Consider the following 25,626-nt stretch of genomic DNA (forward strand, 5'->3'; position numbering starts at 1 on the left):
GTCACGAAGGTGAGTCTTTAGTTCAGCCAGAATTACCAGCTTACACAGGTGAGATTAGCGCTAAAGGAACTCAAAAAGAGGGCCACGAAGGTGAATCTCTAGTTCAGCCAGAAGACCCAGCTTATAAACCTGAAGAAAGTGCTAAAGGCACGCAAGAAGAGGGCCACGAAGGTGAATCCTTAGTTCAACCAGAAAACCCAGCCTACACAGGTGAGATTAGTGCTAAAGGAACTCAAGAAAAAGGTCACGAAGGTGAGTCTCTGGTTCAACCAGAAGAACCAGCCTACACAGGTGAGATTAGTGCTAAAGGAACTCAAGAAAAAGGTCACGAAGGTGAGTCTTTAGTTCAGCCAGAATTGCCAGCTTATAAAGGTGAGATCAGTGCTAAAGGCACGCAAGAATCAGGCCACGAAGGCGAAGCTTTGGTTCAACCAGAATTGCCAGCTTACACAGGTGAGATTAGTACTAAAGGAACTCAAGAAGAGGGCCACCAAGGCGAAGCTTTAGTTCAGCCAGAAAACCCAGCCTACACAGGTGAGATTAGTGCCAAAGGCACGCAGGAAGAAGGCCACGTGGGTGAAGCTCCTGTACAGCCAGAGAATCCAGCTTATCAAATAACGGAAGGAACGGTTACAGAAACAGAAACGGTGGTCCTTCCGTATGAAACCGAATATGTATCAGATGCGAACCGCTACACTGATGAAGAAACAGTGATTCAAAATGGTCAAGTAGGAAGTCAGCTGATTCACCGTGTCTATAAGACTGTCAATGGTCAAAAAGTTGGGGACCCAATCAGCACGAGTACAAAAACTGTTAAGGCAGCAGTAAATGAAAAAATTAGTCGTGGTACCAAGGCTATTGAAGGTCAAGTTGAAGAAGTTTCATTTGAAGAAATTCCTTTCGAGACAAGAACAGAAGTAGACAGCACTCTTCCGAAGGGAACAGAAGTTGTTGTTCAAGCTGGTCAAAACGGTAAGAAAAAGATTACCAAAGTTTATAAGACTCTTAAGGGCGTGAAAACTGCAGATGCTCCAACGATTTCAGAGAAAGTTGTTGAAGCAGTTCAAGATCGTATCATCAAAAAAGGTGATCAAATCCTGACTGAGCCAACGTTGACCCTCACTCATATAGATAAAGAAGAATTAGAGCGTAGTGCCAAGGTTCGTTACCAATTGGTCAAACCAACAGGTGTAACCATTAAATCTCTTGAAGTTGTTTTGAAAGACGGAGACACTAGCCTTCAAACAGTCAATATGTCTGAGGGAGACCTGACTGCAAATCTTACAAACTTGAAATACTACAAGGACTACAAGATTGCGACCAAGATGGTTTACGATCGTGGAAATGGGAACGAAGAAGTAGTTCTTGCGGAAGAACCACTGCGACTTGATCTCAAAAAAGTCGAAGTCAAAAACATCAAGGAAACCAGCCTTATCAGTGTTGATGACCAAGGTGTAGAAATTGATAATAGTCTATTGTCAGCTAAACCATCAGATGTGAAACCTTATTACTTGAAAGTGACAACTCATGATAACAAGGTGACAAAACTTGCAGTTGATAAGATTGAAGAAGTCACAGTTGATGGTAAAGACTTGTTCAAAGTCACTGCTAAAGCACCAGACCTAGTCCAACGCAATGCAAATAATCAGTTTGCAGAAGAATATGTCCATTACTTTGCTAAGCCAAAAGCTCATGAAGGTGATGTTTATTACGATTTCAATGATCTTGTAAAGGCCATGCAGGACAATAAAAATGGAACATTTAAACTAGGTGCTGATCTTAATGCAGCTAATGTTCCAACACCAAATAAACAATATGTACCTGGTAAGTTTAGTGGAACTTTAACAAGTGTTGAAGGAAAGCAGTACACAATCCACAATATGGCTCGTCAATTGTTCGATAATATCGAGGGTGGCTCGGTTACAAATATTAACCTAGGTAACGTTGATATCAATATGCCTTGGGCTGAAAATATTTCACCACTTGCAAGAACGATTAAAAATGCTACAGTTGAGAATGTCAAGGTGACTGGTAGTGTTCTTGGTAAAGATGGTATTGCTGGTATTGTCAATAAAGCAGATGTTGGTGGCCTACTTAAAAATGTCGCATTCATTGGTAAACTTACTGGTGTTGGTGACAAAGGCTGGGATATTGGTGGTATTGCCGGTGAAATTTGGAGAGGGAATATCAAACACGCTTATGTAGATGCTGATATTACAGCAAATAAAGCTCGTGTTGGTGGTCTTCTTGCTAGATCTGATAATGGTTCGGATCCTAATGGAATCGACAAGTATGCTTCTGTTCGTAATGCTGTTACTAAAGGAACCATTAATGTTAAGACACCTGTTGAGGTTGGTGGATTCATTAGTAAAAACTGGACATGGGGTAGAGTTGCTGATACTGTTTCAATGATGAAAGTTGAAAATGGTGAAGAGTTCTACGGTTCAAAAGACTTAGACGAAGAAGACGGTTACTATACAAACGATTGGATTGAGCGAAACTATGTTGTTAAAGATGTCAGCTCTGGTAAACGTTCATTCAAACGTTCTCGTACTAAGAGAATTCAAGAAATCAGTCTTGAAGAAGCAAATAAAAAGATAGCTGAATTCGGTATCACTGCTGATACGTTTGAAATTAAACCTCTTGTTGAGGATACTCTCAATAATAAGAAAGTAAAAGCTGATACTTATAAAGATACTCAAGATTACGATGCCTCTCGTGAACTTGCCTACCGCAATATCGAAAAATTACAACCTTTCTATAATAAAGAATGGATCGTAAACCAAGGAAACAAACTTGCTGCAGGTAGTCCTCTCTTGACTAAAGAAATCTTGTCTGTAACTGCCATGAAAGGCAATGCCTTTGTGACAGAATTGGCTGATGCTGACCACATTTTGGTGCATTATGCTGACAAGACCAAAGACATCTTTACTGTTTCTCTGAAAGAATCTAAGGTTAAACAAGTGAAAGAGTACAGCATTGCTGAACTTGGAGAAGTTGTTTACACACCTAATATCGTTGACAAAGACCGTAGCGATCTTATCAATGCTATCGTTGAAAAATTAAGTCCAGTTGAGCTACAATCAGATCCAATTTACCAAAAACTTGGTAGAACAGGACCAAATAAAGTTAACGCTATCAAAGATCTTTACCTAGAAGAAAGCTTCAAAGAAGTCAAGGATAATCTGGCTAAATTTGTGAAACAGTTGCTGGAAAATGAAGATCATCAATTAAACACAGATGAGGCTGCTAAACGTGCTTTGATCAAGAAGATTGATGATAACAAGGCAGCGGTTCTCCTTGGTCTATCTTACCTTAACCGTTATTACGGAGTGAAGTTTGATAACTTCAATATTAAGCAACTCATGTTGTTCAAACCAGACTTCTATGGTAAAAATGTAAGTGTATTAGACTTCTTGATTCAGATTGGTTCTAAGGAAAGTAACATTAAAGGTGATAGAACTCTAGAAGCTTATCGTGAAGCTATCGGTGGAGTTATCGGTATCGGCGAGTTAAACAGTTTCTTAGACTATAATATGCGTCTATTCACAGAAGACAAAGACCTAAATGATTGGTTCATCAAAGCAACCAAAGACAATGTCTATATCGTTGAACCAAAAACAACAACTCCTGAGTTTGCCGATAAGAAACACAGAGCCTACGAAGGTTTAAACAACGATGTGCATGGTAAGATGATCTTGCCACTCTTGAACTTGAAAGATGCCCATATGTTCTTGATTTCAACTTACAATACAATGGCTTATAGTTCATTTGAAAAATATGGTAAGTATACTGAAGCAGAACGTAATGCCTTTAAAGCTGAAATCGATAAGGTTGCAAAAGGTCAACAGAATTATCTAGACTTCTGGTCACGTCTATCAATCGATAAAGTTCGTAATCAACTTTTGAAGAGCAACAACATGGTTCCAACACCTGTTTTGGATAACCAAAACTATAAAGATATTAGTACTGATAAATATGGTCACACTAATAGTGGTAAAGATGTGGCGCCTATCCGTGAATTATACGGACCTACAGGACGTTATCATGCGACTGACTGGCGTATGGGAGCTGTGGCTCGCGTTTATCAGAATCCATATAAAGATGATTCTGTCTTCTTCATGGTTACGGACATGATTAGTGACTTTGGGGTTTCTGCCTTTACCCACGAAACAACTCACGTAAATGATCGTATGGTCTACTTGGGTGGTTCAAGACACCGTGAAGGAACAGATCTTGAAGCATTTGCACAAGGAATGTTGCAAACTCCATCAGTATCAAATCCAAATGGTGAATACAAAGCCCTAGGTCTCAACATGGCTTATGAACGTCCAAACGATGGCAATCAATGGTACAACACAAATCCAAATGACCTTAAATCTCGTGAAGAAATTGATCGTTACATGAAAGGCTACAACGACACTCTTATGCTTCTGGATTATCTTGAAGGAGAGGCTGTCCTCGATAAAGCAAATCAAGATTTAAACAACGCTTGGTTCAAGAAGGTTGATAAGCAATACCGAGGAAATAACACCAAGAACCAATTCGACAAGGTTCGACCTTTAAGTGATGAGGAAAAAGCTATTCCTTTACGCACAGTAGATGACTTAATTACGAACAACTTCATGACTAACCGCGGTCCAGGTAACAGAGTTTATAATCCTACTGACTTTGATTCTGCTTATGTAAATGTTCCAATGATGACTGGTATCTATGGTGGTAATACAAGTGAAGGTGCTCCTGGAGCGATGTCCTTCAAACACAATACTTTCAGAATCTGGGGTTACTATGGCTACGAAAAAGGCTTCCTAAACTATGCTTCTAACATGCTAAAAGCTGAATCTAAAAAAGCTGGTAAAGATACTTTAGGTGATGACTTCATCATTAATAAGATTTCTGAAGGAAAATTCAACAATCTTGAAGATTGGAAGAAAGCATACTTCAATGAAGTTGTAACAAGCGCTAAAAAAGGAATTCAATCTATTGAAATTGATGGTAAAACATACAATAGCTATGAAGACTTGAAACGTGCATTTGCTGAAGCAGTTGATAAAGATAAGGCTACTCTAAGTAAGGGATCTGTCAAATTTGACAACACCGTTTCACTTAAAGAAAAAGTCTTCAAGAAACTTCTTCAACAAACAGATAGCTTTAAAACTTCAATCTTTAAATAATCCAAAGCTCTCATCTGCTTAGCAGGTGGGAGTTTTTGTACCCAAGAAGGTGCAATATTTTCCAAACAGATTTCAAGTATTTTTAGGATGGTAGGTATATAATAGAATTACAAAGTAAATATCTATATTCATATGATAACGAGAAAGGTGATGAAGATGAAAAAATGGCAAGCAACTGTATTGGTCTGTGCTAGTCTGCTCTGTCTGTCAGCTTGTAAAAATCAGACAACAAGCGAAACTGATAAGCAAAATGGAGACAAAAATACACAAGTTAACTCTCAAATGGCAAAACAAGGGGAAGCAGTTACCGACTTTGCGCTGACGGGAGTTGATGGGAAAACCTATCGCCTATCAGATTATAAAGGCAAAAAGGTCTATCTCAAATTTTGGGCATCTTGGTGCTCTATTTGTCTAGCTAGTTTACCTGATACCGATGAGCTTGCAAAAGAAGCAAGTGATGACTATGTCATCTTGACAGTGGTTTCTCCTGGTCAAAAAGGAGAGCAGTCAGAAGAAGCCTTTAAAAAATGGTATCAGGGTTTGGACTATAAAGATTTACCAGTATTGCTAGACCCTTCGGGACAACTTTTAGCGAGTTACGGAGTTCGTTCTTATCCGACTCAGGCTTTTATTGATAAAGAGGGTAAACTAGTTAAGACCCAGCCAGGCTTTATGGACAAGGAAACTACTTTACAGACGTTAAAAAGCATAGATTAGAGGCTCATCATGAATGATAAATTAAAAATAATTGTATTCATAGGAATCATCATTTGCATTATTATCGGACTTTTATTTCTTTTGGAAAAAAGGAACGCAAGCTACACAGATACCACTCAAATCGAGAAGGCAGCAGTTAGTCAAGGACAAAAGGCCAAGAAAAAAACTGAGCCAAGTAAAGATGCTGACTTACATGATATCTATCTTGCGGGAGGCTGTTTCTGGGGAGTTGAAGAGTATTTTTCAAGAGTAGCAGGTGTGACAGATGCTGTTTCTGGCTATGCGAATGGTAGAGGAGAAACAACCCAGTATGAATTGATCGGTCAAACAGGCCATGCTGAGACTGTTCATGTGACCTACGATGCCAATCAAATTTCTTTAAAAGAGATATTGCTCCATTATTTCCGCATTATCAATCCAACCAGTAAAAATAAGCAGGGAAATGATGTGGGGACTCAGTACAGAACGGGAGTCTACTATAAGGACGATCAGGACCTAGAAGTCATCAATCAAGTCTTTGAGCAAGTTGCTAAGAAGTATGACCAGCCTCTAGCGGTTGGAAAGGAAGCCTTAAGAAATTTTATCGTGGCTGAGGACTATCACCAAGATTATCTCCAGAAAAATCCAAATGGATATTGTCATATCAATGTCAATCAAGCATCCTATCCTGTTATTGATGCGAGTAAATATCCAAAACCGAGTGACGATGAATTGAAAAAACTCCTATCTCCAGAGGAGTATGCAGTGACTCAAAATAGTCAAACAGAACGGGCCTTTTCAAATCGTTACTGGGATAAATTTGAAGCAGGTATTTATGTGGATGTAGCAACTGGTGAACCCCTCTTTTCTTCGAAAGATAAATTTGAATCGGGCTGTGGTTGGCCAAGTTTTACCCAGCCTATCAGTCCAGATGTTGCGACCTACAAGGAAGACAAGTCTTATAATATGGTCAGAACGGAAGTCAGAAGCCGAACTGGTGATTCCCACTTAGGACATGTCTTTACAGACGGACCTCAGGACAAGGGGGGACTTCGCTATTGTATCAATAGTCTATCCATCCGTTTTATTCCTAAGGATCAAATGGAAGAAAAGGGTTATGGTTATTTGTTAGATTATGTTGAGTGATCTTGAGATTATTAAAAAGTGTTTACTAGAAATACATTTTAATTCATAAGAAGTGTAGAATTTGGATTTTAGAAGCGGTTGGGCAATTTAATCTAACGTGTTGGGATTACTCCCGCAAATCTTTCAATATTGAAAACAGGTAAGGCTAAAGTTATACGTTTTTCAACACTTGAAGCTATTTGTAAAGAACTTGGGTGCCAGCCAGGTGATATATTGGAGTATGTGCCAGACTAAAAATGTGGTTCAGCCAATGCTGATCCGCTTTTTTATTTAAAAATAATCGATTTATCTCGAAAATATTTTGTAAAAAAATCAATAAAATTATAAAAACTGAGCAAAGGAGATGTCTTTAAGAACATTAATATGGCTAATATGGAAGATAGAAAAAAATTACAAAAATTTGCCATTCGCAAACTGAGCATGGGAGTGGGCTCGGTATTGATTGGACTTGCCTTCATTGGAGGAATACTTGAACCAAAACTGGTTCAAGCAGATGAAGCCAAGCAAATTTCCTTTCACTATTTAGCAGAATCGGAGTTGACAGCTGCTGAACGTGAACTCATTCACCATGAATTGCCGCAAGAACTGAGCCAAGATAACTATTATCTAGTTTATCGCAAGCAGGGACAAGCCGTCTTACCTCAAACAGGATCAGTCACCTTCCCCTTGGCTGGTCTTGGTCTTTTGACTGCTAGTTTGGTGGTTTTCCTATTTTCTAAGAAAAAACCTTCAAAGATAGTTGGAGTGTTATTAATTGCTTCTGTAGGTAAGAGTTTATTACTACCTTATCAAGTATTTGCTTTTGAACACAAGGACTTGCTAGCTTATGATCAGACTAAAACCCTTGTGTCTGCTGATGGTTTAACTCAAGGAATTATTGACATTAAAGGCTATGACTATGTCGGTTATTTATTAGAGTCGGATTTAAGAGGAAGAGGCCAAGATCTAACATCTAGTGCAAGCCCAGAAATTCCTGCAAAACTAGTAAATCAAGCAGCCGTTCATGAAATTCCTGAATTCACAGGTGGTGTATCTGGCGAATCTTTAGTTGAACCAACAAAACCAACATTTGAAGGTGGCGTCAATGGCCCAGGAGCAGTAGCTGAAGCCTTACCAGAGTATACACCAGAATTTAGTAGTCAAAGTGGCATCCCAGAAGTCCATGACAAAGCAGACTTTACAGGTGGCGTATCAGGCGAATCCTTGGTTGAACCAACAAAACCAACATTTGAAGGTGGCGTCAATGGCCCAGGTGCAGTAGCCGAATCCTTGCCAGAGTATACACCAGAATTGAGTAGTCAAAGTGGAGTCCCAGAAGTCCACGCCAAACCCGACTTCACCGGTGGCGTATCAGGCGAATCTTTAGTTGAACCAACAAAACCAATATTTGAAGGTGGAGTCAATGGCCCAGGAGCAGTAGCTGAAAGCTTACCAGAGTATACACCAGAATTTAGCAGTCAAAGTGGCATCCCAGAAGTCCATGACAAAGCAGACTTTACAGGTGACGTATCAGGCGAATCCTTGGTTGAGCCAACAAAACCAACATTTGAAGGAGGAGTCAATGGCCCAGGAGCAGTAGCTGAAGCCTTGCCAGATTATGAAGGTGGTGCAGTTCCAGTTGACACACTGAAACAGGAACGTCCTGACTTCACAGGTGGCGTTAATGGTGAACCGCTTGTTGAGCCTGCCCGACCTAGCTATGAAGGCGGAGTTAATGGCCAAGGAACAGTATCCGAAGTCTTACCAGAGTATGAAGGAGGCGCAGTCCCGTTTGATACTCTGAAACAGGAACGCCCAGAATTTACAGGTGGCGTATCAGGCGAATCTTTGGTTGAACCATCTAAACCAACATTTGAGGGTGGGGTCAATGGTCAAGGAGCAGTAGCTGAAGCCTTGCCAGAGTACGCACCAGAATTGAGCAGTCAAAGTGGCGTGCCAGAAGTCCATGACAAACCAGAGTTCACAGGCGGTATATCAGGCGAATCTTTAGTTGAGCCGTCTAAACCAATATTTGAAGGTGGCGTTAATGGTCCGGGTGCAGTAGCTGAAGCCTTGCCAGACTATGAAGGAGGCGCAGTTCCAGTTGATACTCTGAAACAGGAACTCCTTAGCTATAGTGGTGGCGTGAATGGCACTGAAGCGCTAGTTCTAGATGCAAAACCGACTTTACATATTGAAGTCCGAAAAGAGCTGATCCCTAAACAAACTAGGGAAAAGATTGATCCAGACATGCTTGTTGGTGAAACAAGAATCGAGCAAGTCGGTCAAGATGGTGAGAAAGAGATTGTTACCAGCTATGAGGAAAAAGATGGGAAACGTATTTCAGAGCCGAAAGAAACAACACGAATTTTAAGAGAAGCTAAAGATCAGATCATTGTCCGTGGTAGTAAGAAAAAGGTAGAGCTCAAACCTGTACCACTCCTAACTCTTTCTACTATTACTGGAAATTCGATGGGCTGTTCAGCTCGCTTAAGCTATAACTTGGACAAGGCAGATGGCGTTACCGTTTCAAAAATCAGTGCCACTATTAAAGTCAAGGGGCTAGAGGAACAGACTCTGGACTTCACGAGTGATCAGCTGGAAGCAACAGTTGATAATCTGAAACTTTATACGGATTACACCATATCTACAAGGATGGTCTTTAATCGTGGTAAGGGTGAAGAGAGCACTCTGCTTGAGGACAAGAAGCTTCGTTTAGAGCTTAAAAAGCTAGAAATAAAAGATATCAAGGAAACAAGCCTTGTTAAGGTTGAAAATGGCAAAGAGTCTGTGATTCAGCACTTGACAGAAGTGCCAAGAAACTTGGAAGACTACTACCTCAAGATTAGTTCAGAGAGCCATAAGACCAGCCGTTTAGCCATCAAGTCTATTCAAACTGAGAGAATAGCTGGAAAAGAGTATTACAAGGTAATCGCTCAAGCAACTGACTTGATTCAACGCGATGCTCAGAAAAATTTTGAAGCAGGCTATAGCTACTATCTGGCTAAGTCGAGTACTGCATCTCCTGCTGTTCCTAGTGTAAAAGAATACGCTTATCAGGATATTCAAGATTATGATAGCCGTCATGATCAAGCCTATCGAAACCTTGAAAAATTGCAACCTTTCTACAATAAAGAATGGATTGTGAATCAAGGGAACAAACTGGATCTTGATCATAATCTAGCCAAGAAGCAGGTAGTCTCTGTTATCGCCATGAAAGGGAAAGACTTTGTGACGGACCTTTCAGTGGCAGACCATATCATGGTTCATTATGCAGACAAGACCAAGGATGTATTTGTAATCACCTCGCAAAATTCTGGCTTAACTGCTGTTAAGGAATATAAGATTGCCGACTTGGATCTGCTTTATACTCCAGATATGCTGGTTAAGGAGCGTTCAGCCCTAGCTAAGGACTTGACATCTATCCTGAAAACAGTGGACTTACAGTCGGATGGAGTTTATCGAATCTTAGATGATCAAACCACTAGCCTTGATAAGAAGGTTGAGGCCGTGAAGAATTGGTATCTGGAAGAAAGCTTTGCAGAGGTCAAAGCGCAGCTAGGAAGCCTGGTTGATAAGTTACTTACCAATCTAGACTACCAGTGGAATGATTCGCCTGCTAGAACTGCTGCCTTGAAGAAAAAAGTTCAGGACAATCAATCAGCTATCATGCTGGGACTTGCTTATCTCAATCGCTATTATGGTATCCGATTTGCCGATTACAATCTGAAAGAACTCATGCTCTTTAAACCAGATTTTTATGGCCAAAATGTGGATATCTTAGATCGGTTGATTGAACTAGGTTCAAGAGAAAGCAACCTAAAAGGCGATCAGACTCATGAAACCTTTGCTAGAGTTCTAGCCAAGGACACAAAATCTGAAGATTTACATGCCTTCTTGGACTACAACAGACAGTTATTGACGACTGACAAGGATATGAATGACTGGTTTGTGAATGCCACCAAGGGCCATGTGTACATAGCAGAGCGAGCTTCGAAGAATCAAGAAATTGCAAATCGGAAGCATCGGGCTTATGACAATCTTAATAACTGGTTGCATCGCAATATGATTCTGCCTTTGTTGAATGTCAAGAAGGCACAGATGTTCCTGATTTCCAACTACAATACCATTACTTTCGGATCAGCTGATAAATCTGGCAAAACCATAGACCAGATGAAAGCTGACATTGATCTAGTAGCGGACCGTCAGTTGACTTACTTGGACTTCTGGTATCGACTTGCTACTGATGAAGTTAAAGACCGTATGGTTAAGAGTGACTTTAATGTAGCTACACCAGTTTGGGAAGGCTATCGCGTTGATGGACGTGGCTGGGTAGAGCGTTATGGACATACTAGTGGTATGGAAGATTACGCGCCAATTCGTGAAGTATTTGGGCCAGCAGGTCGCTACTATAAGGACAATAAGCTAGGAGCCTATGCCTCTATCTATCCAAAGATAAATGCCAGAGATGCTGTTCACTTTGTGGAAATTGATATGATGAGTGAGTATGGTTTGTCTGTCTACACCCATGAGACAACTCACGTCAACGATCGTATTGTCTATCTGGGTGGCTACAAACATCGTGAAGGAACCTATGTAGAAGCCTATGCTCAGGGCATGCTCCAGTCGCCGGCTGAGGAAGGGCATCAAGGTGAGTATGGTGCTCTTGGTCTCAACATGGCTTATATGCGACCAAATGATGGGGACCAATGGTACAATCCTGATCCGACCAAGTTGCAAACACGCCAGCAGATTGACCACTACATGAAAGGTTATAATGAGGCCTTGATGCTTCTAGATTATCTGGAAGGAGAACGAGTTCTCGCTAAGAATGATCTGGCTTTGAAGAAGGCCTGGTTCAGCAAGATGACCAAGCAAATGCGTCATCAGGACCAGGATAATAAACTTCTTGCTCCTAACCAGTGGGACTATGTCCGTCCATTGACGGATGAGGAAGCCAAGACTCAGCTAAATTCTGTGGATGACTTAATCAAAAATAACATCATCACCAATAGGCATTATCAGGGAACTTACAGACCAGAAGAACTCAAGACAGCTTATGTCAATGTCAAGATGGTAGATGCTATCTACGGTGGAAATACAAGTCAGGGAGCTCCTGGAGCCATCTCCTTCAAGCATAATGCCTTCCGTATGTGGGGTTATTATGGCTACGAAAATGGTTTCCTAGGCTATGCTTCTAATAAATACAAGGATGAGGCCTTAAGCGAGGGACGTGACACCCTTGGGGATGATTTCATTATCCAGAAGGTTTCGAAAGGCAAGTTCCAGAACTTAGAAGAATGGAAGAAGGCCTGGTTTGACGCTATTATTGCCAAGGCAAAACGAGGAATCCATAGTTTTGAAATTGATGGTCAGCAAATTGATTCTTATGAGAAATTGCAAGACTTGTTTGACCAAGCAGTAGAAACGGATTACCGAAACTTCAAGTATGGAGGCTCAGTTGCCAATTATACAGTAGCTCTTAAGAAAAAAGTCTTCCAAAAACTATTGCAGGTGACAGATGCCTTTTCATCCGAACTCTTTCCCAAAGGATAGATAAAAAGTCGGTATGATAAAAGAGAATGCTATGTTCAGATTTTCTTAGAAAGTGACATCTACTTTATCATTCTCAAAGAATAAAATTGCCAGATCTCCTGTTGGGGTCTGGCTTTTATGGTATACTTAGGATATGCATAGAAAAACAGTGATTGATTTTAGGGCTTTGGGCGAGCGATACACCTTTACCCAGCCTATCAAAGAGTTAAAAACCAGAGATTTAGCAGAAGTAACAGACTTGTTAGCTCAAGTGGAAAGCTACCAAGAGCAGGGCTATTATGTGGTGGGTTATGTCAGCTATGAGACTGCGCCAGCTTTTGAGGAGAAGTTGGCGGTTCACGAGGGTCCCTTGTTAGGAGAGTATCTCCTCTATTTCACTATTCATGACAGTGTTGAAACATCCAGTATTCCTCTGACTTACGAGGAGGTGGATTTGCCATCAAACTGGCAGGAAGTAACATCTGCTGAGGACTATGAAAAGGCTATTGCCCAGATCCACCATCATTTACGGCAGGGAGATACCTATCAGGTCAATTATACGGTCCAACTTAAACAGAATTTAAGTGCGAACCCTTTTGCTATCTACAATCGCATGGTGGTGGAGCAGGAAGCGGGCTACAATGCCTACATAGAGCATGATGATATGGCTGTGATTTCTATGAGTCCAGAGCTCTTTTTCGAGCAAAATGGTCGTGAGTTGACAACTCGTCCTATGAAGGGAACAACTAAACGGGGTCTGACTGACTATGAAGACTTGCAAGAGGCAACTTGGTTGGAGCAGGATTCCAAAAATCGGTCTGAGAATATGATGATTGTGGACCTCTTGCGCAATGACATAAATCGTCTGTCTGAGGTGGGAAGTGAGCATGTGGAACGTTTATGTCAGGTGGAACAGTATTCTACAGTTTGGCAGATGACTTCGACCATCAAGAGTCAGTTACGACCGGATGTTGATCTAGTAGAAATCTTCCGTTCGCTCTTTCCATGTGGCTCCATCACAGGAGCTCCCAAGATAGCGACCATGGAAATTATCAAGAACTTGGAACCACAAGCTAGAGGAGTTTACTGTGGAACTGTTGGTCTCTTACTGCCCAATGGACGACGGATTTTCAATGTGGCTATTCGAACCATTCAACTGCATGTTGGGCAAGCCATCTATGGTGTCGGAGGTGGCATCACTTGGGATAGTACTTGGGAGTCAGAATACCGTGAAGTCCAGCAAAAAGCAGCGGTTCTTTATCGAAAACAACCTCGTTTTCAGCTGATTACGACAGGGAAAATCAGCCAGAAAAAATTGCTCTTTGAAAAGCAACATCTGGAAAGACTGCGAAAGGCTAGTCGTTATTTTGCCTTTCCATTTGACCAAGAAGTTTTGAGACAAAAAATAGAGAAGGAGTGCCAAGCTTGTGACCTCCATCAAGACTACCGTTTGCGAATCAGTCTCAGCAAGTCTGGAGAAATTGAAATTGAACGACAAGTATTGACACCACTTAGCTCTAGTTTTTGTCAGGCCAAGCTTTGTCAGCAAGAAGCTGATTTGGAGCAGGCCTTTACCTACTTTAAGACGACACACCGACCACATTTGACAGTGGGAGAGCAGGAAATCATCTATCACACTGCTGATGGAAAATTGCTTGAAACCTCTATCGGGAATCTGGTTTTAAAAATGAATAGCAAGCTCTATACCCCACCTAGCATTCTTGGTATTTTACCAGGGATTTATCGCCAGCATTTACTTGAAATCAGGCAGCTGGAAGAGAAGGTCTTAACCATAGAAGATTTGAAGCAAGCAGAAGTCATTTATGCTTGTAATGCAGTAAGGGGCTTGTATGAGTTATCCTTGAAGGAGAACTAAATGAAACTAATATTTTTACACGGCCTAGGTCAGTCAGCGGAGAGTTGGAAAGAAGTGCAAGAGTTGCTTGCAGATTATCCATCGGAAGCCCTTGACTTATTTCCTTCCGGAGTTGCTACCTACCAAGAAGCTAAGGAGCGCATTTATCAGCGCTTAACAGTGGAAACAGAACCTTTTGTCCTAATCGGTTTGTCCTTAGGGGCTGCACTTGCATTGGAGCTTTCAAGTTATGAGATACCAAATCTTCAAGCCTTGGTTTTGTCAGGCTGTCCATTGAAACTGGCGAGCAATATCCTTTTTTACATTCAGTTGCTGATATTTAAATTGCTTCCCAAAAGGATATTTGAGAAACAGGGAGCAGATAAAGCTCTTATGGTTGGAGTTTCTGAGGAATTAAAAACACTTGATTTAAGAGAGATTGCACGGAATTGTCCCTATCCAAGCTTGTTAATTTGTGGTAGTCAGGATAAGCCTAATCTCAGTTCAATGAAAGCTATCCAAGAACTGATGCCAAATTCCCAGTTCCAGATCATCCCTGACGGCCCTCATGTCTTGAATAAGGCAAAACCAAAAGAGTTTGCAGAAATAACTAGAAGTTTTCTTGAATTGCTGTAACAAGTTTGATAAAATAATATGGAAGTTGATATTATAATTTTAGGAGAAAAACATGAACAAACGTCATTTATTAAAATTAGGCCTAGCTTCTTTACCTGCTCTAGCTTTGTTTTTACATCCAGTTGTGGCAGATGAAAGTATCCATTTTTCAAGCTGTAAGGAAGCTTGGGAGAATGGTTATGCAGATATTCATAAGGGAGAACCAGGGTATTCTACTACTCTAGATAAGGATCATGATGGGATTGCCTGTGAATCGAAGAATGCGCCTAAGGGTGTTTTAAAAGAGAAAAAGTCGAGTACATCACAAGCTAACACCAATGTAGCACCTACCCCAAGTGTAGCAGCTGAAAGTGGCTGGGTTCGTCAGAATGGATCTTGGTACTATTTTTCTGAAAATGGGAAACCAGTAACAAATACTTGGCAGGGTGCTTACTATCTCAAGTCAGATGGAAGAATGGCTGAGAATGAGTGGGTATACGATAACTATTACCAAGCCTGGTATTACCTCAAATCAGATGGATCTTATGCACGCAATACTTGGCAAGGAAGTTACTATCTCAAATCAGATGGTAAGATGGCTCAGGGTGAATGGACTTATGATTCTTACTACAAAGCTTGGTATTACCTCAAATCAGATGGATCTTATGCGCATAATACTTGGCAAGGTGCATATTACCTCAAGTCAAATGGGAAAATGGCTCAGAGTGAGTGGGTCTATGATTCTTCTTACCAAGCCTGGTATTACTTGAAATCAGATGGATCTTATGCTCGCAATGCATGGCAAGGAAATTACTATCTCAAATCAGATGGCAAAATGGCTAAGAATGAGCGAGTGGATGGCGGACGCTATTATGTAGATGCTTCTGGTTCGTGGAAACCATAGAATAGAAAAAAATTCTGTAAAGTTAATGCAAACCTCTGCATTGATAAGTAGTTTTTGTTATACTATTACTATAAGCATTTTCAATTAAGGATAAGGAGAAGACGATGAGTCAAAAGATTATTGGGATTGACCTTGGTGGAACTTCTATCAAGTTCGCTATTTTAACGCAAGAAGGAGAAATCCAAGAAAAATGGTCTATTAAGACAAACATTTTGGATGAAGGAAGCCATATCGTAGACGATATGATTGAAACTATTCAACACCGTTTGGGCTTGCTTGGATTGTCTGCTGAAGATTTCAGTGGAATTGGTATGGGGTCACCTGGTGTGGTTGACCGTGAAAAAGGGACTGTTATCGGTGCCTACAACCTCAACTGGAAAACTCTTCAACCAATCAAAGAAAAAATGGAAAAAGCCTTGGGGATTCCATTCTTTATCGACAATGACGCCAACGTGGCAGCTCTTGGTGAGCGTTGGATGGGTGCTGGTGACAACCAACCAGATGTTGTCTTTATGACACTTGGTACAGGTGTTGGTGGCGGTATCGTAGCAGAAGGTAAATTGCTTCACGGTGTTGCAGGTGCTGCTGGTGAGCTTGGCCATATCACTGTTGACTTTGACCAACCAATCGCATGTACTTGTGGTAAGAAAGGCTGTCTTGAGACAGTAGCTTCAGCAACAGGTATTGTTAACTTGACTCGTCGTTACGCAGATGAATACGAAGGCGATGCAGAGTTGAAACGCTTGATTGATGACGGAGAAGAAGTAACAGCTAAAACTGTCTTTGATTTGGCAAAAGAAGGAGACGACCTTGCCTTGATCGTTTACCGTAACTTCTCACGTTACTTGGGAATCGCTTGTGCCAACATCGGCTCAATCCTAAACCCATCAACAATCGTTATCGGTGGTGGTGTATCTGCTGCCGGAGAATTCCTTCTTCAAGGCGTGCAAAAGGTTTATGATGAAAATACCTTCCCACAAGTTCGCACAACCACTAAATTGGCTCTTGCAACTCTAGGAAATGACGCTGGAGTGATTGGTGCTGCGTCACTTGTCTTGCAATAAATAAACATAAAAAGGAGAAAATTGCTTTCTGTAAGCGAGTGATTTTCCTCCTTTCTTTTTTTATGCTATACTAGTTAAGAATAAACATTGAGGTGAGAGTAAATGACAAAAGCAGATAAGATTTTTAAAGAGAATATCGAACGAATCCTTAAGGAAGGAGTCTTTTCAGAACAGGCTCGCCCCAAGTATAAGGATGGGACTGTTGCTAACTCCAAGTACATCACAGGGGCCTTTGCAGAGTATGATTTGTCTAAGGGTGAATTTCCCATCACAACTTTGCGTCCTATCGCTATTAAATCAGCTATCAAGGAAGTTCTTTGGATTTATCAAGACCAGACAAATAGCCTAGAAGTTCTAAATGATAAGTACAATGTTCACTACTGGAATGACTGGGAAGTTGGAGATACAGGGACTATTGGGGAACGTTATGGGGCTGTTGTTAAGAAGCATGATATCATTAACAAGATTCTCAAACAGTTAGAAGCTAATCCTTGGAACCGTCGCAATATCATCTCTCTCTGGGATTACCAAGCCTTCGAAGAAACAGATGGCCTTCTTCCTTGTGCCTTTCAGACTATGTTTGATGTCCGTCGAGTTGATGGGGACATCTATCTGGATGCGACTTTGACCCAGCGTTCTAATGATATGCTAGTAGCTCACCACATCAATGCCATGCAGTATGTGGCTCTTCAGATGATGATTGCTAAACACTTTGGTTGGAAAGTTGGAAAATTCTTCTACTTTATCAACAACCTTCACATCTATGACAATCAATTTGAACAAGCTCAGGAATTGCTTCGTCGTGAGCCTTCAAATTGCCAACCACGTTTGGTCTTGAATGTACCAGACAAGACTAATTTCTTTGATATTAAAGCAGAGGATTTTGAGCTGGTTGATTATGCTCCTGTGAAACCGCAATTGAAGTTTGACTTGGCTATTTAATAATATAAAAAGAAGTTGAGAAAAAATCTCAACTTCTTTTGTTGCTTAGTGTGATACGCGGCGACGAGCTGCTTTTTTACGGTTTTCTTCGATGAAAGCTGCTTTTTGTTCTTCTGGTTCGATTACTTTCTTTTTAAATGCGTATACCGCGCCTGCAAGTGCAGCGACAGTTCCTGCGACACCTGTTACAAGACCTTTAGCGAATCCTTTAGCCATGAGTTTTCCTCCTTTATCTTCTTAATCAGCCAGCCTCCTCAAGAGGTCACATTTTTCTGACTGACCTTTTTGTGTTATAATAATAGTAACGAAAAAATGGGAATTTTTCAAGGAAAAAAGATGAAAACAAAAATAATTGTGATTGTTGGACCGACTGCTGTGGGAAAAACAGCTCTTGCTATTGAAGTGGCCAAGCGTTTTAATGGCGAAGTAGTTAGTGGAGATAGCCAACAAGTCTATCGAGGACTTGATATTGGGACGGCTAAGGCTAGTCCAGAGGAGCAGGCGACTGTTCCTCATCACTTGATTGATGTTAGAGAGGTAACCGAGTCTTACTCGGCTTTTGATTTTGTTTCAGAAGCTAAGGCGGCCATTGAGGATATTCAAAGTCGCGGTAAGCTTGCTATTATCGCTGGTGGGACTGGACTTTATATTCAGAGTCTACTAGAGGGATATCATCTCGGTGGAGAGACACCTCATGAGGACATTTTAGCCTATCGGACTAGTTTGGAACATTATACAGATGAGGAGTTAGCCTATCTGGTGGACCAAGCAGGTCTTGAGATTCCCCAGTTTAATCGTCGTCGTGCCATGCGTGCTTTAGAAATTTCCCATTTTGGTCAAGATTTGGAAAATCAAGAAAGTTTATATGATCCGCTGATTATTTGCTTGGATGATGAGCGTAGTCAATTGTATGAACGGATTAACCACCGTGTGGATTTGATGTTTGAAGCTGGACTATTGGATGAAGCTAAGTGGTTGTTTGACCATTATCCAGATGTGCAGGCTGCTAAAGGGATTGGTTACAAGGAACTCTTCCCCTATTTTCGTGGAGAGCAGAGTTTGGAGGAGGCTAGCGATAGTCTCAAGCAAGCGACTCGTCGATTTGCCAAGCGCCAGCTAACCTGGTTCCGCAATCGCATGCAGGTGACCTTTTATCAGATAGGAGAATCTGGTGTGACAGACCGTATTTTAAACCAGATTGAGGAGTTTTTAAATGATTGAAACGGAGAAAAAAGAGGAGCGGGTCCTGCTGGTTGGAGTTGAACTCCAGGGCATGGATAATTTTGACCTCTCCATGGAAGAGCTGGCTAGTCTGGCTAAGACAGCTGGAGCAGTTGTAGTCGATAGCTACAGACAAAAACGAGAAAAATACGACTCCAAGACCTTTGTCGGAACTGGTAAGTTGGAAGAAATTGCTCAAATGGTGGACGCAGAAGAAATCACAACAGTCATTGTCAACAACCGTCTGACTCCTCGTCAAAATGTCAATTTAGAGGAAGTCTTAGGTGTCAAGGTCATTGACCGTATGCAGTTGATTTTGGATATCTTTGCCATGCGAGCTCGAAGTCATGAAGGCAAACTCCAAGTTCATCTAGCTCAGCTCAAATACCTCTTGCCTCGTTTGGTTGGTCAGGGGATTATGCTCAGCCGTCAGGCAGGGGGAATTGGTTCCCGTGGTCCAGGTGAAAGCCAGCTGGAGCTTAACCGTCGTAGTGTTCGCAACCAGATTACAGATATCGAGCGCCAGCTCAAGGTGGTTGAGAAAAACCGAGCGACAGTTCGAGAAAAACGTTTGGAGTCAAGTACCTTTAAGATTGGTTTGATTGGTTACACCAATGCTGGGAAGTCAACTATTATGAATACTTTGACCAGCAAGACCCAGTATGAAGCAGATGAGCTCTTTGCTACTCTGGATGCGACAACTAAGAGTATCCATCTGGGGGGCAATCTACAGGTAACCTTGACAGATACCGTTGGATTTATCCAAGACCTACCGACAGAGTTGGTGTCCAGTTTTAAGTCAACCTTGGAAGAAAGCAAGCATGTGGACCTTCTGGTTCATGTCATTGATGCCAGCAATCCTTACCACGAGGAGCATGAAAAAACAGTCCTGTCTATCATGAAAGACTTGGACATGGAGGATATTCCTCGCCTGACCCTTTATAATAAAGCGGATTTGGTAGAGGATTTCACGCCTACCCAAACGCCTTATGCTCTGATTTCTGCCAAGTCTGAGGATAGTCGTGAGAATTTGCAGGCACTATTTTTAGAGAAAATCAAGGATATTTTTGAATCTTTTACCCTGCGCGTGCCTTTTTCAAAATCCTACAAGATTCATGATTTGGAAAGTGTGGCGATTCTTGAAGATCGTGACTACCAAGATGATGACGAAGTGATTACAGGCTACATTTCCGAGAAAAATAAATGGAGGTTAGAAGAATTTTATGACTGATATTAAAACCTTAGCTCTAAAGTATGGAGGTTATACAAGTCTGGATAAGGTCTATCTGGATCAGCTTCTAGCTGGTAAAACAGAGCAGGAGCAACTAGCCCTCATTACCCCTCCGCCAAGTGTGGTCAATGCCTACTTTGCAGAGCTCTACCAGAAAAAGAGTCCTGAAGCAGCGACGGATTATTTTGCGGAACTCAGTCAGGAACTGAATCTCTACAATGCTGAGCCAAGTTTTACAATAGAAAATAAGCCTTTTATCCGTCTGAACCTATCTGGTAAATCCTTTGGTTTTTGTTATGGGAGTGAGGGTCTGGGTCGAATTTTCTCTGAAAATGAGGAGAAGATTTCGGATGACTTGCTCTTTGAAATTGCACAAATTTTTCCCCATCAGCTAGTCTTTGAGGAGTCTGGCAAGATTTACATGAAGGCTGTTGGAGATGAGGAAGTTGTTAGCATGGAGAGTCTAACAGCTTTGACTGATTTGGAAAGCTTGGCTGATGGTCGCAAGCGTCTTAAAGGTTACAGCCAAGAGGATTTACTGCAAGAAGCTGCTGCTTTTTCTGGCAAGCGCTATTTCCGATCGGAAAACCGCACAGCCATGTTATATATTGATTAATTAGAAAGTATCGAATGGATATTCAATTTTTAGGAACGGGGGCTGGTCAGCCCTCTAAAGCCCGCAACGTTTCAAGTCTCGCCCTGAAACTCTTGGACGAGATTAACGAAGTTTGGCTTTTTGACTGTGGAGAAGGAACACAAAATCGCATTCTGGAAACCACGATTCGACCACGAAAAATCAGCAAAATCTTTATCACCCACTTGCATGGAGACCATATCTTTGGTTTGCCAGGATTTCTCTCTAGTCGTGCCTTTCAAGCCAATGAAGAGCAGACAGATTTAGAAATCTATGGTCCTCAAGGTATTAAGTCATTTGTCTTGACTAGTTTGCGTGTCTCTGGTTCACGTCTGCCCTATAAGATTCATTTCCATGAATTTGACCAAGATTCTCTTGGGAAAGTCCTTGAAACGGATAAATTCGCTGTGTATGCAGAAGAGTTGGATCACACTATTTTCTGTGTTGGCTATCGTGTCATTCAAAAGGACTTGGAAGGAACGCTGGATGCTGAAAAACTCAAGGCGGCAGGTGTCCCATTTGGCCCACTTTTTGGAAAAATTAAAAACGGTCAGGACGTTGTTTTAGAAGATGGGACTGAAATCAAGGCAGTTGACTATATCTCAGCTCCCCGTCCGGGTAAGATTATCACTATTTTAGGAGACACTCGAAAAACGGATGCCAGTGTGCGTCTGGCTGTCAATGCGGATGTTCTTGTCCATGAATCGACTTATGGCAAGGGTGATGAAAAAATTGCTCGTAACCATGGCCACTCTACTAACATGCAAGCTGCTCAGGTGGCAACAGAAGCAGGAGCCAAACGACTCTTACTCAACCATATCAGTGCCCGTTTCCTATCAAAAGATATCAGCCAGCTCAAGAAAGACGCTGCTAGTATTTTTGAAAATGTTCATGTGGTTAAAGATCTAGAAGAAGTGGAAATCTAGAATCTCGAGAAAGGAAAAGCATGTCTACTATTCTTATTACAGGAGCTAGCGGTGGTCTAGCTCAAGAAATGGTCAAACTCTTGCCTCAAGACCAACTCATTTTGCTAGGTAGAAATAAGGGAAAATTAGCTCAACTATACGGAAACCACCCACATGTAGAATTGATTGAGATTGACATTACCGATGAGCAAGCCTTAGAAGGATTGGTAGCTGACCTCTATCTCCGTTATGGTAAGATTGATGTTTTGATTAACAACGCTGGCTACGGGATTTTTGAGGATTTTGACAAGATTTCTAATCAAGATATTCATCAAATGTTTGAGGTTAACACCTTTGCTCTCATGAATCTATCTCGTTTGGTTGCTTCTCGCATGAAGGAAATGCGAAAAGGTCATATCATCAATATCGTTAGCATGGCAGGTTTGATAGCGACTGGCAAGTCCAGTCTTTACTCGGCGACCAAGTTTGCGGCTATTGGATTTTCAAACGCTCAGCGCCTTGAACTTATGCCCTATGGTGTCTATGTGACGACTGTTAATCCAGGACCGATTCGTACAGGATTTTTTGACCAAGCCGACCCAGATGGAACCTATCTCAAATCGGTTGACCGCTTCCTGCTAGAACCAGATGCAGTGGCTAAAAAGATTGTCAAGATTATAGGAAAAAACAAACGTGAACTTAATCTCCCAGTTTTGTTGAACTTGGCTCATAAGTTTTATACCCTCTTTCCCAAGCTAGCGGATAAGTTAGCTGGGGAAACATTTAATTATAAGTGAGAAAGCTGTTCCCTTGAGGAATGGCTTTTTGCTTTAATTAGGAGGAGTTGTTTATCAAAAATAATCCCTGAAAATACTGGTAGTTTATTCTTTATTAGATAGTTTAAAGGTATCATAGAGATAAGAAAGCAGAAAAGAGAGGATAAACTTCGAGTCTAACATAACTAAAAGTATATCTATAGTCGAAGCTTATGAAGTCAAGATAAAATAGGATTAAAAGAACTTGCCCTTTGTCGGATTGACTAGGCTGTAAATCGGAGTTAGAAATATTCTTAGAATAGAAGAAAATAAAAAAGCCTAAAAATGTTAAAACATCTTGACATTTTATCGATTTAGAGTATAATAAACAATGTAAAGAGCTCTTGACATTGTTTTGACAGATTGGAGGAACAGGACTATGAGAAAAATGGATGAAATGGACAGAGCGATTCAGCTACGTTCTGAGGAATGGGGTTATAAAACGGCTCTATTTGGCTTATGTGGGTGGACAGTATTTAATATTTATCAATCTATTACAAAAGGCATTGAACTTGAAATGTTACCAAGTCTGATTTTATGTTTATCTATTTCTGTTCAAGGATTTGCACAAACTGCCATAAAACAGAAAATGATTGGTGGTGATGAAGAGTTTAAAGAACCAAATAAACTTGTTCAAGGAGTAATTTTGATGGTTGTTATCCTTATCGTAGTTTTGGCGATTGGCATTTATTGTTTTCAGAAAGACTAATGCTGTATGAAAAATAATATCAAACAGCTAAGAAAGTCTGAAGGACTACGTCAGGAAGATATGGCAAAAATATTAGGCGTTAGTCGACAAACCATTATTGCTATCGAGAATGACAAGTACAATCCTACACTTGAACTAGCAATGAAAATTGCAAGGTTGCTACAACTACATGTTGAAGAAATTTTCATTTTAGAAGATTAAAGATATCAGATAGCATTTATTCTAATCATCTGATTCGTAATGATGGAGAGTTTTCCGGTTCATGGAAACTCTCTTTTTAAAGCTCATAAAGAGTCTATTCAATTTTACCCTTGTCCATCTATATATCTATCGTAAAACTGGTATAAAAATTGCAAATCGAATCTTTAAATAGTATACTAGTTCTGTTAGTTATGAAAACGTTTGCGTTTTTTGTTGATGATGATTATTTAGGAGACAAAATATGGAATTAACAGCCATTTATCATAGACCAGAATCAGAGTATGCTTATCTGTACAAAGAAGGTCAGCTACATATCCGAATCAGAACCAAGAAAGATGATGTCCAGCAGGTCATCTTACACTATGGAGATCCCTTTATCTTCATCGAGGATAAGTATGAAGCCAAGAAAGAAATGACTAAAGTAACCTCAGATGCCCTATTTGACTATTGGCAGGTTACAGTATCGGTTGATTTTGCACGAATTCAATATCTCTTTGAGCTCCTTGATAAAGAAGGTCAGGGTGTTTATTACGGTGATAAAGGTTGTGTAGAACATACTCAAGAAAACTTGGATGCTGAAGGGAATGGTTTCAAGCTTCCTTATATTCACGAAATTGACGGTTGCCAAGTTCCTGACTGGGTTTCAAATACCGTTTGGTATCAGATTTTCCCAGAACGATTTGCGAATGGAAATCCTAATTTGACTCCAGATGGAGCTCGAGAGTGGGATGCTGTCATTGCACCTAACATGGATGATTTTTTTGGTGGAGATTTACAAGGGATTATTGATCATTTAGACTATCTTAAAGATTTGGGAATCACTGGACTTTACCTATGTCCGATTTTTGAAGCAACGACCAATCACAAGTATGATACGACGGATTATTTTGAAATCGACCGTCACTTTGGAGACAAGGAAGTCTTTCGTAATCTAGTCGAGGAAGCCCACAAACGTGGTATCAAGATTATGCTAGATGCAGTATTTAATCATATTGGCAACCAGTCAGTCCAATGGCAGGATGTTCTAAAGAACGGAGAAAAGTCACCATATAAAGATTGGTTCCATATCCAAGAATTCCCAGTTACAGAGGATAAACTTAAGAACCCAAGAGAACTCCCTTATCATACCTTTGCTTTTGCCAGCTATATGCCTAAGTTAAATACAGCTAACCCTGAAGTCAAAGACTATCTTTTGAGGGTTGCAACCTACTGGATTGAAAATTTTGATATCGATGCTTGGCGTTTGGACGTTGCAAATGAAATTGACCACCAGTTCTGGAGAGATTTCAGAAAGGCAGTTCTTGCTAAAAAGCCTGATTTGTACATCTTAGGTGAAATCTGGCATACCTCACAACCTTGGCTACAAGGAGACGAGTTCCATGCTGTTATGAACTATCCACTCTCTGAAAGTATCAAGGATTATTTCTTGCGTCAGCATAAAAAGACAGAGCAATTTATTTCAGAAATCAATAGCCAGTCGATGTACTACAAGCAACAAATCTCAGAGGTGATGTTTAACCTTTTAGATTCTCATGATACAGAGCGTATCCTCACAACTGCCAAAGGAAATATCCAGCATGTCAAGGCTGCCCTAACTTTCCTCTACCTTCAAAAAGGGACTCCTTGTATCTATTACGGAACAGAGCTGGCACTAATAGGTGGACCAGACCCTGACTGCCGTCGTGTCATGCCTTGGGACCGTGTGTCTAAGGAAAATGATATGCTGAATTTTATGAAACAGTTGATTCATGTCCGTAAGGAAGTGGCAAGTATTATTCAGCATGGAAATTATCGCTTGGAAGAAGTGAAACTAGATGTTTTATCCTTGAAATGGGACTACCAAGGAAAAGAAGTTCAAGCCATCTTTAATCAGTCTTCTGAGAAATATACTTTAGACAGAGATTCAGTTGATTTAGAGAGTCATTGCCAGTTTGAAGATGGTCAGCAAGTCATCTTGCCAGATGGCTTTGTAGTTACTATTTCTGAGTAAAAAGGATTAA

18 protein-coding genes and 1 pseudogene are annotated in these 25,626 nt (G+C 40.8%); 18 read left to right on the top strand and 1 reads right to left on the bottom strand.

All coding sequences use genetic code 11. The annotated features are described in order from the left end of the window. The 10 genes and pseudogenes from HMPREF2837_RS05430 to HMPREF2837_RS05470 form a co-directional block, all read left to right on the top strand. Positions 1–5,174, top strand: a 5,174-nt coding sequence (locus HMPREF2837_RS05430; protein ID WP_261674335.1) for a ZmpA/ZmpB/ZmpC family metallo-endopeptidase, incomplete at its 5' end; no start/stop codon positions are given. A 156-nt stretch (positions 5,175–5,330) separates the two neighbouring features. Next, complete coding sequence (locus tag HMPREF2837_RS05435; RefSeq protein ID WP_049548908.1) at positions 5,331–5,891, top strand: TlpA family protein disulfide reductase; 561 nt, start codon at positions 5,331–5,333, stop codon at positions 5,889–5,891. A 9-nt stretch (positions 5,892–5,900) separates the two neighbouring features. Beyond that, on the top strand, positions 5,901–7,016 hold the full coding sequence (gene msrB / locus HMPREF2837_RS05440) for a peptide-methionine (R)-S-oxide reductase MsrB (protein ID WP_075230723.1): 1,116 nt from the start codon (positions 5,901–5,903) through the stop codon (positions 7,014–7,016). Positions 7,017–7,112: 96 nt separating this feature from the next. Next, positions 7,113–7,250, top strand: a pseudogene (locus tag HMPREF2837_RS10710) (helix-turn-helix domain-containing protein); the annotation flags it as partial. A 129-nt stretch (positions 7,251–7,379) separates the two neighbouring features. After that, the gene (locus tag HMPREF2837_RS05445) at positions 7,380–12,551 is read left to right on the top strand and encodes an SIALI-17 repeat-containing surface protein (protein WP_261674336.1); all 5,172 of its coding nucleotides are present in this window, start codon (positions 7,380–7,382) and stop codon (positions 12,549–12,551) included. A gap of 133 nt (positions 12,552–12,684) precedes the next feature. Further along, on the top strand, positions 12,685–14,406 hold the full coding sequence (pabB, locus tag HMPREF2837_RS05450; RefSeq protein WP_075230724.1) for an aminodeoxychorismate synthase component I: 1,722 nt from the start codon (positions 12,685–12,687) through the stop codon (positions 14,404–14,406). Beyond that, positions 14,407–15,021, top strand: a complete 615-nt coding sequence (locus HMPREF2837_RS05455) for an alpha/beta fold hydrolase (RefSeq protein WP_049548905.1) — start codon at positions 14,407–14,409, stop codon at positions 15,019–15,021. It begins immediately after the preceding gene. Between the two features lie 52 nt (positions 15,022–15,073). Further along, on the top strand, positions 15,074–15,904 hold the full coding sequence (locus HMPREF2837_RS05460) for an excalibur calcium-binding domain-containing protein (RefSeq protein WP_080979382.1): 831 nt from the start codon (positions 15,074–15,076) through the stop codon (positions 15,902–15,904). A 104-nt stretch (positions 15,905–16,008) separates the two neighbouring features. After that, positions 16,009–16,968, top strand: coding sequence for an ROK family glucokinase (locus tag HMPREF2837_RS05465; protein ID WP_049548904.1), 960 nt, complete (start codon positions 16,009–16,011; stop codon positions 16,966–16,968). Between the two features lie 102 nt (positions 16,969–17,070). Continuing rightward, entirely contained in the window at positions 17,071–17,910 is an 840-nt protein-coding gene (locus tag HMPREF2837_RS05470) for a thymidylate synthase (protein WP_049548903.1), read from the top strand. 45 nt (positions 17,911–17,955) lie between these two features. Here the strand turns inward: HMPREF2837_RS05470 and HMPREF2837_RS05475 are convergent, their stop codons facing one another. Next, positions 17,956–18,126 (bottom strand): DUF3042 family protein, encoded by a 171-nt coding sequence (locus HMPREF2837_RS05475; RefSeq protein WP_049548902.1) that lies wholly within the window; start codon positions 18,124–18,126, stop codon positions 17,956–17,958. Positions 18,127–18,246: 120 nt separating this feature from the next. Between HMPREF2837_RS05475 and miaA the strand changes: the two genes are divergently transcribed. The 8 genes from miaA (at position 18,247) to HMPREF2837_RS05515 (ending at position 25,616) form a co-directional block, all read left to right on the top strand. Beyond that, complete coding sequence (gene miaA / locus HMPREF2837_RS05480) at positions 18,247–19,131, top strand: tRNA (adenosine(37)-N6)-dimethylallyltransferase MiaA (protein ID WP_049548901.1); 885 nt, start codon at positions 18,247–18,249, stop codon at positions 19,129–19,131. Then, positions 19,124–20,362 carry a GTPase HflX gene (gene hflX / locus HMPREF2837_RS05485; protein WP_049548900.1) on the top strand — a complete coding sequence of 413 codons (1,239 nt, stop codon included), beginning with the start codon at positions 19,124–19,126 and terminating at the stop codon, positions 20,360–20,362. Before miaA ends, hflX begins: the two co-directional genes overlap by 8 nt. Further along, a complete protein-coding gene (locus HMPREF2837_RS05490) occupies positions 20,355–20,978 on the top strand; it encodes a cystathionine beta-lyase (RefSeq protein ID WP_049548899.1) in 624 nt (207 codons plus the stop codon). Before hflX ends, HMPREF2837_RS05490 begins: the two co-directional genes overlap by 8 nt. A gap of 14 nt (positions 20,979–20,992) precedes the next feature. Next, positions 20,993–21,922, top strand: a complete 930-nt coding sequence (gene rnz, locus HMPREF2837_RS05495; RefSeq protein ID WP_049548898.1) for a ribonuclease Z — start codon at positions 20,993–20,995, stop codon at positions 21,920–21,922. Positions 21,923–21,942: 20 nt separating this feature from the next. After that, entirely contained in the window at positions 21,943–22,698 is a 756-nt protein-coding gene (locus HMPREF2837_RS05500; RefSeq protein WP_049548897.1) for an SDR family NAD(P)-dependent oxidoreductase, read from the top strand. A 397-nt stretch (positions 22,699–23,095) separates the two neighbouring features. Continuing rightward, the gene (locus tag HMPREF2837_RS05505) at positions 23,096–23,425 is read left to right on the top strand and encodes a hypothetical protein (protein ID WP_049548896.1); all 330 of its coding nucleotides are present in this window, start codon (positions 23,096–23,098) and stop codon (positions 23,423–23,425) included. Between the two features lie 6 nt (positions 23,426–23,431). Further along, positions 23,432–23,626, top strand: a complete 195-nt coding sequence (locus tag HMPREF2837_RS05510; RefSeq protein WP_033584559.1) for a helix-turn-helix transcriptional regulator — start codon at positions 23,432–23,434, stop codon at positions 23,624–23,626. A 241-nt stretch (positions 23,627–23,867) separates the two neighbouring features. Beyond that, positions 23,868–25,616 (top strand): glycoside hydrolase family 13 protein, encoded by a 1,749-nt coding sequence (locus HMPREF2837_RS05515; RefSeq protein ID WP_049548895.1) that lies wholly within the window; start codon positions 23,868–23,870, stop codon positions 25,614–25,616. Positions 25,617–25,626 lie beyond the last annotated feature (10 nt).

It is taken from the genome of Streptococcus sp. HMSC071D03, assembly GCF_001812125.1.
GTDB lineage: Bacteria > Bacillota > Bacilli > Lactobacillales > Streptococcaceae > Streptococcus > Streptococcus pseudopneumoniae_N.